13 protein-coding genes and 1 pseudogene are annotated in these 12012 nt (G+C 54.6%); all 14 read right to left on the reverse strand.

The features are described 5' to 3' along the window. Positions 1-37 precede the first annotated feature (37 nt). Positions 38-1870 (reverse strand): reverse transcriptase domain-containing protein, encoded by a 1833-nt coding sequence (locus tag ACH2A7_RS03375; protein WP_394960080.1) that lies wholly within the window; start codon positions 1868-1870, stop codon positions 38-40. 602 nt (positions 1871-2472) lie between these two features. Continuing rightward, positions 2473-2937 (reverse strand): annotated as a pseudogene (locus ACH2A7_RS03380) (hypothetical protein); the annotation flags it as partial. A 106-nt stretch (positions 2938-3043) separates the two neighbouring features. Then, complete coding sequence (locus tag ACH2A7_RS03385; RefSeq protein WP_394960139.1) at positions 3044-3334, reverse strand: formate hydrogenlyase; 291 nt, start codon at positions 3332-3334, stop codon at positions 3044-3046. Positions 3335-3424: 90 nt separating this feature from the next. Beyond that, on the reverse strand, positions 3425-5161 hold the full coding sequence (locus ACH2A7_RS03390) for a VirD4-like conjugal transfer protein, CD1115 family (protein WP_394960082.1): 1737 nt from the start codon (positions 5159-5161) through the stop codon (positions 3425-3427). A gap of 108 nt (positions 5162-5269) precedes the next feature. Further along, a complete protein-coding gene (locus ACH2A7_RS03395; RefSeq protein ID WP_394960084.1) occupies positions 5270-5572 on the reverse strand; it encodes a hypothetical protein in 303 nt (100 codons plus the stop codon). Between the two features lie 106 nt (positions 5573-5678). After that, entirely contained in the window at positions 5679-6632 is a 954-nt protein-coding gene (locus tag ACH2A7_RS03400) for an ArdC family protein (protein ID WP_394960086.1), read from the reverse strand. Between the two features lie 3 nt (positions 6633-6635). Beyond that, positions 6636-7472 (reverse strand): PcfB family protein, encoded by an 837-nt coding sequence (locus ACH2A7_RS03405; protein WP_394960088.1) that lies wholly within the window; start codon positions 7470-7472, stop codon positions 6636-6638. A 19-nt stretch (positions 7473-7491) separates the two neighbouring features. Continuing rightward, complete coding sequence (locus tag ACH2A7_RS03410) at positions 7492-7758, reverse strand: DUF4314 domain-containing protein (protein ID WP_055080112.1); 267 nt, start codon at positions 7756-7758, stop codon at positions 7492-7494. After that, positions 7755-9095, reverse strand: coding sequence for a relaxase/mobilization nuclease domain-containing protein (locus ACH2A7_RS03415; protein ID WP_394960091.1), 1341 nt, complete (start codon positions 9093-9095; stop codon positions 7755-7757). Before ACH2A7_RS03415 ends, ACH2A7_RS03410 begins: the two co-directional genes overlap by 4 nt. A 3-nt stretch (positions 9096-9098) precedes the next feature. Beyond that, the gene (locus tag ACH2A7_RS03420) at positions 9099-9827 is read right to left on the reverse strand and encodes a hypothetical protein (RefSeq protein WP_394960093.1); all 729 of its coding nucleotides are present in this window, start codon (positions 9825-9827) and stop codon (positions 9099-9101) included. 5 nt (positions 9828-9832) lie between these two features. Further along, positions 9833-10141 (reverse strand): plasmid mobilization protein, encoded by a 309-nt coding sequence (locus ACH2A7_RS03425; protein ID WP_394960095.1) that lies wholly within the window; start codon positions 10139-10141, stop codon positions 9833-9835. Continuing rightward, positions 10138-10560: a DUF6329 domain-containing protein gene (locus tag ACH2A7_RS03430; RefSeq protein WP_394960097.1), complete on the reverse strand. Its 423-nt coding sequence runs from the start codon at positions 10558-10560 to the stop codon at positions 10138-10140. Before ACH2A7_RS03430 ends, ACH2A7_RS03425 begins: the two co-directional genes overlap by 4 nt. Positions 10561-10698: 138 nt before the next feature. Next, positions 10699-11037 (reverse strand): hypothetical protein, encoded by a 339-nt coding sequence (locus ACH2A7_RS03435; RefSeq protein ID WP_394960099.1) that lies wholly within the window; start codon positions 11035-11037, stop codon positions 10699-10701. Positions 11038-11186: 149 nt separating this feature from the next. Then, positions 11187-12002, reverse strand: a complete 816-nt coding sequence (locus ACH2A7_RS03440) for a DNA-methyltransferase (RefSeq protein WP_394960101.1) — start codon at positions 12000-12002, stop codon at positions 11187-11189. Positions 12003-12012 lie beyond the last annotated feature (10 nt).

A 12012-nucleotide genomic window follows, 5' to 3' on the forward strand; every position in this document is an offset into this window, starting at 1 on the left:
GGACGTACACCTCTCGATGTATCCGGCTTTCCAGATATCAGTCTAACTTTCCATTATGCAGCTTTACATGGCAGGAATGGCACAGTGCCATCGTCTTGCGTTTGCGCGCAATCATATGGCGTTCCCATTCTGCCCTACCACTTAAATCTTTTAGTTTTCGGATGTGATGGATTTCGATATCCTCCGTTTCGGCTCCGCAGAACTCGCACACATGGCCTTGCAGCCGGTCTGTCAGTCGGGTATAACGTCGATTTTCGTTCGTTCTGCCGATGATATCAGGGTTTTCCGTTGCGATGACTTTGTCGTTCCGGCGCACTCCCTGATTGTAAAACACAACAGACTTTGTTCCGCTCTTGGTTTGATAGGATACGGTAAAGTCTTTGTTGCGGCAGTATTTGCGGATAATTTTTCGCATACTCGTCCGATATTTCCCAGCAAAGGTCTTATACATGCTGTACTTCATCACATAGACAAAAGCGTTCAGCACAGTGGCGTTGTTTGCCAGCCGATAGTAGTTGTACATCCCGCGCACTTCCGCGTTATATTGATTCAAGATTTCAATATCATCCAGACGTATCAACCCCGGGCGTCTTACCGGCTCCCACACCTCTTTGTTTCCGTGGGCCTTGTCATAGCTGATTTTCAGCGCACCATAGGAGAGCAGGCGATTCAGCCATTTTTCCTTTGGCACATACAGCTTGACTTTTCCCACGTAGGTTCGGCGTGTGAACCCGTTTTTTGTCCGAGTGCGGTTTTGTTCGCGGCTGACTGTGACCAAGTAGCCGAGGAAGCGTGCAAAGTCATTTCCATGGGTGATGAGCGTCTTTTCCGGAGACATTTCCAAATGGAGTTGCTCCTTGATAAACTCCCCCACATCGGTCTTAACCTGTTTTGCATCCTCTTTGCTTCCGATCACACCAATCAGGAAATCATCGGCGTAGCGCACATATACGACTCGCTTGTACCCTGTATCCATAGGGTCGCTGTACGGGACTGTGAACAGATAATTGTTCAGTTCCCGAATCTCTGCCATAACTTTCTGGCGCTTTTCCTCACTGATTTTCGCACTATTGCGTTTCAGCCATTCCTGCTTTCCGCGCCGAACATCCAGCGGCATTTTGTAAGCTGGATTGATTTTCCGGCCTTTTCCGCAGTTAAAGGACTCTGCGTATTTTGCCATAAACACATCAAGTTCATTGAGGTATATATTCGCCAGAATCGGGCTGATCAGCGACCCCTGCGGGGTGCCGGAGTAGGTGTTGTGGTACACCCAGTCCTCCATGTAGCCTGCCTTCAAAAATTTCCAAATCAGGCTGATGAAATATTCATCTTTGATACGTCTGCGCAGTATCCGCACCAGCACATGGTGGTCGACGTTGTCAAAGCACCCTTTGATGTCGCCCTCGACGAACCATTTGACACCCGTATAATTCCGCTTGATATATTGCAGAGCTGTGTGACAGCTCCGCTTCGGACGGAATCCATGGGATGAGTTTTGAAATGTGGGTTCATAGATACTTTCCAGTATCATGCGTACCACTTCCTGTACCAGTTTGTCGTCAAAGGCCGGAATACCCAATGGGCGCATTTTGCCGTTTGCTTTGGGAATATACGTTCTTCTGGCTGGTTTCGGCTGATAGCTGAAGTCTTTTAATCTCTGTATAAGACTGTCAATCCGCTTCATACTCATACCATCGATTGTATTCCCATCGTTTCCGGCTGTCATATTGCCAGGCTTTGCTTGAATGCGCTCGTATGCCAACAGGAAAAATTCCGGGTTGTACAAATTCCGATAAAGCCGTTTGTAGTGGTAATCTTCATTTGCTGCTTTTGAAGTTAAACTTTCCAAAACATTCTTTGGATTTCTCATAGTGCCTCACGCACCTTTCCATTGATAGTTTGGTTGATATCCTGCCGCCCTTCGCCATGTGCAAGGATTTCCCTTGCTCGGACTACTATGGCGGCTCCGTTGCCATACCGGATTTTCAGGCTCTGAAAGCCATAGCCTTTTTGGCACTCCGGGTTAGGCAATCCCCGGTTAAGCAGTTTGGGACAGCGTGTTGTGATGTCGGAATGGGTTTTCGTCCGTTATCCGCTTATTGCGGTTGGCTACCGTGGGTATTCCGCAATCGGTGTATACATGTCACCGATTGCCGCGGTATGCGGCGAATACAACTATCCTGCGCCGCCGGCTCCAGTATGCCGCCTTGGACTGCCCTTCAAGCAATCCAGCTTTATTCCTCGTTCACAACGTTTCACCTTGCCGTTCAGTAGTGGTTCGATAGTTTCCCAACTTACGGCGTTGCCGATATGCTACACTCCCCGTTGGGTTTCCCCTCCGGATAAATCGGCTGGTGATAGGGTGATTTCCACCTCCTTTCGCAATACCTTTTCCTACTGCCGCGCCACTGGCAGAATCCCAAATTGCCCGCGGGCTGCTTTGGCTTACGCCGCAGCCCTTCCGGGCGCACTATAGAGCTTGAACATACGACTATACACTGTCAGGATCATCAGGAAAGACAGCACCGTAATAAAAAGTCCGCCAATCAGGGTCACCGCCCATAGCGGGATAGAGTCCCAAAATCCCACCTGGTTGATCTTGTCGATGACATCCTGCGGCAGTGTGGTGCCGCCGGCTCCTGCAACACCCGACTGTGTGATGATCGTCGAGACGATCCCCTGTACCACTGAAAGGATGGCCAGCATCAAATCCAGACCATACCCCACGGCTGCTTTGGCAAGCACAAAGCGGATGAACAGCTTGAACGCCTGCTCCGGGCGCTTGACCTCCACGAAGCTGCCGCAGGTCTTGACTACGCCCACGGCGAAGAAAAGCACCAACAGACCATACCCGATGGCCTGCAATGCTCCATGAATACCCAGCATCACCTGCCAGATGCCGCCGCCTTTGAATGTGGCCGGATCCTGCGTGAGCAGCGTCCAGATCTCCGCCAGCTTGTCATTCCAGGTTTGCAGGGCGGAGTTCAAATTGTCCACGATCCAATTCGTACCACATCACCTCCCTCCTTGAACTCCGGCCTCCTCAAGGAGTGCCGGTGATCAGGTCCAGGATCTCTTTGGTGAAGGTGATCACAAGACCGCCTGCCAGGGTCAGAAAGCCCTGAGAACGCTGGCTGGGATCATGGCTCTGGAAGGACAGGCCGACCTGCACGATGCCCCAGCCCAGCAGGATCAGGCCAATGGCACGGATCAGAGAGAAGATGAAGGTGGACAGGTTGTTGACCACGGTGAGCGGGTCGGTGGCTGCGGCAAGGACAGTGGTAGAGAGACAGTAGGTGCAAATCATCAGTGTTGCAAAAGTGGCAAAGCGCATCCGCCCCTTTTTGCCCAGGCGCAGCGGTTCGGTCTTGTGGTTCTGATCGTTCTTTTTAGAAAACAGTTTCAAATGCGTTCCTCCTTTGTATCAAAGAAAATCATCGGGATCCAGCAGTTCATAATCCTCATACCGCTCCGGGTCATAGTCCAGGTCATCGGCAGCATCACGAACTGCGGTATAGTCGTAGGGCGGCGCGCCGCCGTCCTCGGTCAGATGGATATTGGGATGGTGCATCAGGTCATACTTGTCATCCAGCATGGGGCGCTCACCACGAACGAACAGGATACATTTTCGGTTGTCCAGCATGCGTACTTCATCCGGCGTGAGTAATTCCCGGCCGGTCTGTTGGTCGTTGATGGAGTAGCTGCCGTTCCGGCCTTTGGTATGACCATAGGTGTGAGTGTCCAGGGTTTCCTTGCCCATGAGCTCAGACACATATTTGTGCGTTTCTTTCTCGTTCCCTCCTAAATACAGGAACTCGTCGCAGAGGCCCACCAACGATTCCCACTGTTCCTTGAACAGGGCTTTCAGCTGGGCCATGTTTTGAGCGATGTAGCTGCAAAAGATATTGCGGCTGCGCATGGTGGAAAGCCAGGGCAGAAAGTTATCGGTGGGCAAAGCAATGTTAGGAGCCTCGTCGATGAGCAGGTGGACCGGCACCGGCAGCCTGCCTTTGTACTTGCGGTCGGCCACATAGTACAGTGTCTGGATGAGCTGGCCGTAGATCATGCCGACCAGGTAGTTGAGAGATTTGTCCGAGTCCGGCAGGCAGCAGAAAAGCGCCACCTTTTTCTCACCCATTTCTTCCAGATGCAGGTCATCGGTATAGGTGAGCCGTGCGATTTGGGGTAAGTTGAAGGCAGACAGCCGGACGCCAACACTGATCAGGATGGATTTCAGAGTTTTGCCAGCACCCATCTTGAAGATGTGGTATTGCTTGACGGCAATGCTCTCCGGGTCCCGCATCTCGAGCCGCTCGAACAGAATATCCAGCGGCGACTCGAAATCCTCGTCTTCTTCTCGCACTTCGGCAGCCGCCAGCATCTCCATGACCATGGCGAAGTTCTGCTCGTCTTTCGGCGCCTCATGGATGAGGTACAGGACAAGGGCCTGCAGCAGAGCCGTTTCGGACTTGGTCCAGAATGGGTCGGTGCTTTGGGAACCGGGCGGGGTGGTGCTCTGGATAAGGGTCTCGATCAGCCGCAGCACGTCCTTGTCATCCCGCACATAGGCCAGCGGGTTATAACAGTAAGACGTGTCCGGGCTGAGCAAATCAAACACCCGCACCTCATATCCGGCTGCGATCAGAGCGTTGCCGGTCTTGCGCAGGATCTCGGATTTAGGGTCTGCAACGATCACCGAACACCCGCCGTCCGGCCCCTGGGCACACTGCAATACATTGGGGATGGCATAGCTGCGGCTTTTGCCTGCACCGCTGCCGCCGATCACCAGCACGTTGGTATTGCGTTTATGGCGATGGCCATCCAGCCCCATCTGAAAGTGCTGGGTCAGTATGAGATTGCGGAACGGATGTTCATGGTCCCGATACCGTTTTCCGGCTTGTACCACATTTCCCCAGCGGGCAGAACCGTGTTCCTCGCCGCGTCGATAGTTCTTCCGGCCTGTCACGATGAGTACCGCTGCTGCTCCGTAGACAATGGTGAATAAAAACAAAAGCCGAACAGAATACTCCGTCCAGCGAAGGTGAAAAGGCTTATTCATTGCGGCGGAGAAGGCACCCATCCATTCCACGATGTTCATGCCCGCCTGCCAGTTGGCGGCCAGAAGCAGTGCCGCCCACCAGACAATGGGCAGCGGCAGCAACCATACCCACCAGGGTTGTTTCTGGCGAATCTCCGTATCAGCATCCTCCTTTCCGAAAGCACCAAGGGGCCTGTGGCTTCCACCACAGACCCCTTGGCATATAGATATTTATCTTGCAGGCACCCGCTTGTAGTGCGAACGGAAGAGCTTCAACATCACCTTGTCAATTCCGCCGCTGCTGCGGCCTGCCGCCAGATAGGCATTGCGAAGATCGTTCAGGGCGATCTCCACCCACTGGTATTCGATCTCGTCCATATACAGCCGGTTTCGAGGTGCCTGCTCCGTCTTTTCCACGAGCGCCCGAACCTCACCGCATCGGTCGTTGCCGACCCGCTTTTGCTTATCAGACAAGGCCCGTACCAGCATATTTTTTTCGATATCCGTCATCTTGAACAGCCGCTGTTTCTCCATACGATCGCCTCCATTCGGATCTATTTTTCAAGCCAAGCATATCACAAAGCCAGTGACAAAGCGACTGTTCAAATGAAAACAAACGGAAAACTCTTGGCCGAGGGGATCACCGGCTTTCCGTCGCCTTTTCGGCTTTTTCGGTCTTGGCCTGTGTCCCCTTTCCGATCTCAAACTCGTCCGGCTTGATCACCTGATCCATATCCCGAAAGCTGCGCTGCACCTCCCGGTTGATGGAATAGGCGGCCCGCTTCACTTCACCAAGGAAGGTGCGCTGCTCTTGAGGTTCTTTGCCGGCCCAGGATTCACAGACCTTATCAAACTTGAAGCCGGAAGTGTCCAGGCCGAACTTCTGTGCCACCACATAGGCGGCACAGTAGCTCTGCGCTGCATACGCCTGCCGACGGTACCCGGCTCCGGGCACATCGTAAGAGGCATGAGCCTGTTCCCGTGCAATGGCGCAGAGAGTCGCAGTTTCATCCATGCCATTGCGCACATAGATGGTTTTCCGTGCTGGCACATACTGAGCCTGCACTCCCTTGGGCAGCTGGTCCGACAGTGCCAGCGGAACGGGGCTGTTCTCGATCATAGCCGCAATCACCTCATCCGGCAGATGGGGCTGAGCAGGATACATCTGCGGGCCACGAGTCTGGCTGATGTCGAACGCCTTGACGATGTCATAGCCTCGGCCCGTGGTCCCGTCTTCACGCTCATACTTGCTTTCCGTGAAGAAAGCATAGCCACTCTCCCCGGTGCGCACCGAGCGGCCTGCTTCCGCCCACATGGCAAAGGTGCGGGGATGGGTGATCTCCGGGTTCTGGTCATACAGAATGAGCAGATTGCGGGTACTCTGCGGGGTGCAGCGGGCCATGAAATCGAGGAATCCCTTCATGGAGGCATCGTCCCGGAACACCGCCTGGGCCTGGGCATCCACCCGTGCCCATACTTCCTCCCGTTCGGCCTTTTTTATGGCGGCATACTCCTCTTTGGAAAACTGCTGGCCATCAGGCTGCGTTTCCTGCTGCTCCGCTTCGCGGTTCTTGATCATTTTGGAAAGATCCATGGATTACCGTCCTTTCGTTTTTTTCTTGTTCTTCTTGCGGCGGGTGCGTCCGGGCGTTTTGGTCTGGCGCTGGGGCGGCTTCGCCTTTGCCTCCTTTTTTGCAGCCTGTTCCTTGCGGATGTCCTCCAGCTCTTTTTTTACCGAAGGCTTATCACCGCCGGATGCCCCGGAGGAGGAGCCGCTGCTGGGCGAGGAAGGCTCGGACGGACTCTTTTCCGCCGGGGCTTTGTCCACCGGCTCCCGGCCGGGCGTAAAATTTTCCGGCACCTGTTCCTTTGCGGCATCTGCCGTATCCGAGAAGTTGAACGCCTCCTCGCTGTCGCCCACCTGGAAATCCACCGCACCGCGTTCCGTGGCAACTGTTTCCACTTCCACAGCCGGTTCCAGCTTCTTTTCCGGCGCCGCACCGGGCTGCTCGGCACTGGGCGCAGCGGGCACCTGCTCCACCGTAGCTTCGCCTGCCTGGGCCTGCACGAAGTCCAGATTCAGGTTATCCAGGATGCGGTTGACCTTGGAGGCATCATCGGCAAACACCACCAGCTCGATCTGTCCCTTCCGGGACCTGTTGCGAATGGCCGTGTAGAGCAGGCCGTGGTCTTTGGCTTCCCGTGCAAATTCCCGCATCATGTTATCCGGGATGCGAAAGAACTTGAACGGGCGCCGCTCCTTGAGCATCCGCACCAGCTTTGTTTTCCCTCGCACCTTCTGCTGGTCGTTCAGAACTGCATACACGAACAGGGCGAAATTCTTTGCCGCCAGACCAGACAGTTTGAGCACCATCTCGGTGCCGTCCAGTGAGAATCGGACGATCTGGTCTGCGGGATCACTGCCATAGTTCATAGTGTTCTCCTCCCTCCTTTCAGCGGCTCATGCCGCGATCACTTTTGGCTTTCTCCGGCTCAGACACCTTGGAGAAGGTATCCTCACCGGGCACAAGGGACAGGCCGGAGCCGTTGTCCCAGTTCACACCGATCTGCCCCATGTCATCCACATAGGTCACCGTTCCTTTGGTGCCGGGCGGAACAGGGGCATAGGGATCGTCCATGCTGTGCAGCACCACACGGGTGCCGACGGGGTAATTTTTGCGCAGGCGTTCTACCTGCTGCTGTGTGGGAATTCTGTTCATTTGGTTTTCTCCTTTTGCTTTTCTTTGATGGCAGCTTCTCTCTGCTCATCTTCACGGTGTCTGGCTTCCTGCTGAGCCTGTTCTTTTCGACCGGCTTCAAGCCTCTGCTCAATGGCGAGAGAATGTTCCTCGATCCGCTTACAGAGCTGAACGGTCTTCCGTTTTTCCTTCAGCTGGGCGGTCAGTTCATCGATCCGTGGGGAATCCGGTTCCCGTCGGTACAGCCGCTTCCGCTCTTTCGTGAGATTCTCAATCTCCGCCTCCGCTGCTTGGCGTATGGCATTGAGCTGGCCCCGGTCCTCGATCTCATGCTCAAAGATGAACTCCATCTGTTCGATCCGCTGGTCCAGCTTACGGATATCTTCCCGCACTGCGTAACTGGGGTAGCGGGGTTTACGGGGCAGCACTCCAACCTGAAAGAGATATGAAACATACAGCCCCCGAAGGCCGGAGTAATGGTTTTCGGGATGTTCGACGATCACAGCGTACAGGCTGAGCGGCAGTTTTTTCTTGCCAGCCGGTGTTCGCCTCGACGGGTACAGGATTCGACGGCGGATGACCTCCGGGGTGTAATTTTTCCCCAGGGTCTTGAACCGTACCGGCCGGGATTTGCCTGGTGGCTGGAGGGTGATATATTTTCGGTTCATCCGAAGGGTATAGCCTTTCTCCTCAAGGGCTCGGACAAATTGATTCCATGTCAGCACTTCGGCAACAACAGAATCAATATCCTGTTGGATCGCCGCTTTCCATGTAGGCCGGTTTTCCTGTTCAGCCAACCATTGTGGATATGGCCGTCCCACCACATCTTCCCGTTTCTCCTCAATAACAGACAATCCATGTTGTCTACAGAGCGTATCTGATATTGCTCGAATCTCTGTGTAGTAACTCTTGGCGTTGCTGTGATACTTTTTCCCATCTTGGATCGCCACAGAGTTCCACACGATGTGGTTGTGAATATGCCCGGTATTCAGGTGAGTGCTGACTACCGCCTGATACTTTCCCTGGAGGAGCTGCCCGGCAAATTCCAGCCCGATCTGGTGTGCCAGTTCAGGAGTCACTTCGCCGGCTGCGAAACTCTGCACCAGATGAAAGCCCTGCACTCCGCCGGTCTTATGCCACATCTCCTTGACCTGACACATATCCTCAAAGGCAGTTTTGCAGGTGCAGGCAATGGCTGACTCAAATAGATCCTGCTCCGTCTTGGCCCGGTTGAGGGCATAGGCCACAGCTTCTTCCAGAGATTTTGCGTTCTGGCCACGGGACGTTTTTGCTTCATCCAGCACATAATCAACACTGCCTTTCAGGCGGTGGACGGGGATAACGGACGTATACGCCATCTTTCATCTCCCATCTCCGCTGCGCTCTTTCGAATATGTACGCTTCTGCCTTTCTTTTACCAGATGGCTTCCATGGCTGATATTCCGATACCGCAGATCGAAGAACGCTTCTTTCAGTTTTCCGTTGAAATGGAATGCCTGTGCGATCTCTTCCGGCGTGCCCTTGTACTGCATATAGTCATTGGGTCCGCCCTGCTCAAGCACTGTGAAGACATTGGCCGCAGGGTCATACGCAGCAAAATGAAGGGAGGATGCCATAGAGATCAACTCCAACCCCACAAAAGAAGAATAGTGGGCCGCCGCATCCGCAGTGCCAAGCAAGGCGGGTTGCAGATTCGTAGAAGCCGCCCCCATTTCCATTGCGACGGGGATCCCTTCCGGCAGTTCCAGTTCCTGATGTTCAGGGACATAGGTCAGGAAGAGAGAATCTGATTTCGGCAGATAGCCGGCAAGGATTCCGTCCTTGCTGGACTCGCCAACAACAAGCAGGCAGTTCCATGCGTGGTGTCGGGTGTCATAGCGAAGCCGTTCTTTGTCCTCCGCCAAGAAGATTTTCGGTTGATCGAGTTCGCCATCCATGTACCTCTTGTACTCCGCATCACAAAGCACCACCACTTTACGGATCTGGACTTTCTGTTTTGTGGAAGGATTCCACCCGGAGGAAAGCATCTTCAGTTCTCGTGCGGTCTTGACCCCTTTCCAAAAGGAAGCGGTCAGTTCCTTTCCGTTCATACTGTTTACCAGTGCATTTTCACCTCCTCCCATACCCGCTGTGCGATAGCGGTCATTTCAGCAACGCTTGCTGCATCTGCCACACCATAAGTGTTTGCGACCTTGGCCAGCTGGTTGGCATTGTTGCAGAGGCCCGACACTTTGTGCAGAAGATCCGCATGATGGGTGCAGGGCTTCGGCCGTACCTGTGCTCCCATGATGAGGGTGCGCAGATATTCCTCCCTCGGCTGGCCGCTGAGCTTGACCTGGGCTTCCAGGTATTCCAGCTCCCGTCGGTTCAGATGGAGCGGGATCACATGGTTACGTTTTCTCACCGCTCCGGGGCCTCCTTTTTCTTGTGGGGCGGTTTGACCGGGTACTCAAATTGCACAGGCACCGCACCAACCCGCACCAGACTGCAGTCCGGCACATGGGCCGCATACCGGGCGTAGGAATACCCTTCGGCTTCCACCAGGATCCCCTCACGGCTGTGTTCGCCTTTGATCAGCAGGCAGTGCCAGCACGACTCGGACGGGTCGAACCACATATGGTCACCGTTTTCGAACAGGAAAACCTGATCCTGCATAAAGCCTTCCTTGCGGAAAATGGCATACTCTGCGTCCGAAAGGACGACCACCTTTTCCACCTGAAAGGCCGTCTTGGTCTTCTGCATACCGGGCGAGGCAGCGCACTCGATCAGTTCATCCACGTCGCTGCCTTTCCGGCAGAATACGGCGTACTGCTTTTCGTCCATTGATTCACCTCATTTCAGTGAGAGCATTGCGGGGATGGCTGCCGGGGGTTTGGGGTTCTCCCCAAGAAGGGTGCGTTTGGATATCCAAACGCTATGCTTGCAAAGACAGCCACCCCCTGAGAAAAATAGGGTTGTCCCTTACTCGGCGGCCCCATCCAGGTCTTCCTGGATCTTGGCGAGACCTGCGAGAGTGGTGCAGATGATATGGCGCTTTTCAGCAAAGCCGATCTCCACCGACATCCCGTGACTGACTTCTTTGCCGCAGACCACCAGCATCCGGCAGCGGGCCAACTTCTGCAGGGCGATGCTGTGCAGATCCCGCAGTTCATCCGGGCTTTCATCCGACAGATACTGGTTATCACTCAGGGTGGGGCAGATGGGCACATACCCCAGTTCATACACAGTACGGCAATACCGCTTGAGAATGCGGGGGGCGGTCTCGGCAGAAGCACAAATATACGCAAACGCTTTATCCATTCCATGTCTCCTCTCTTACAAGAAAAGACCGACAGCCGGTTTCTCATCGGCCATCGGGCTTTTCTGTCTATCAAGGAAGCCTAATTAGGCTTCCTTAATATCTTGCAATCAGAAACAAGGAAGCCTAATTAGGCTTCCTTGTTTCATCCTTATTGGGTTTCCTTGTGGTCAGTGGCTTCATTGAGTGCGAATCGAACCCGGTCGGAGCCCAGCTTGTAGTAAGCGTCCGTCACCTCGATACCTACGGCCTCGTAGCCCTCCTTCACGGCGGCCAGGATCGTGGTGCCCGCACCGGCAAAGGGATCCAGGATGCGCCCGCCGGGGACACAGATCTGCACCACATCCCGCATGAGCTGCAGGGGCTTTTCTGTCACATGGATGCGGTTGGCCGGATTGGTGTAGCGGAACACACCGGGCAGGCAGCCTACAGGGCGGTCCATGGGCAGCGGTCCATTGGATGCCCAAAGCGCATACTCGCTCTGCTGCCGGAATCGGCCACGCTGAGGACGGCTGACCTGCTTATCCCACACGATCTGGCCTCTCCAGATCCACCCGGCCCACTGGATCGCATCGGACAGGCAAGGGGCCATGCGCCAGTCGATGAACACGACCAGCACGGCACCCGGTTTGCAGGCACGGCGGACATCCGACAGCCATTCGGCGCACCAGCGGGTCCAGCTGCGCTGATCTTTCTGATCCCCGTCGAAGTCGGGCAGTGCCTTGTCCGCTTTCATGCTGCTGTACTTCTGGTTGGTGGTTCGGTTCTTTTCGGACGGCTTGGCGCCGCCGCTGGCGTAGGGAGGGTCAGTGATGACCGCATCAAAAACGCCCGGCTGAAACGCCTTGACAATGCTCAACATATCCCCGTGCAGGATGGTCCAGCCATCTCCACCACTGTGTTCGATGTTGAGCTGGGTATCAGGGTCCACGATCAGGTTCAGTTCATTGGTATTACTCAGAGGCATCCTTCCTTTC

Source organism: Candidatus Allofournierella merdavium (assembly GCF_944382735.1).
Taxonomy (GTDB): domain Bacteria; phylum Bacillota; class Clostridia; order Oscillospirales; family Ruminococcaceae; genus Allofournierella_A; species Allofournierella_A merdavium.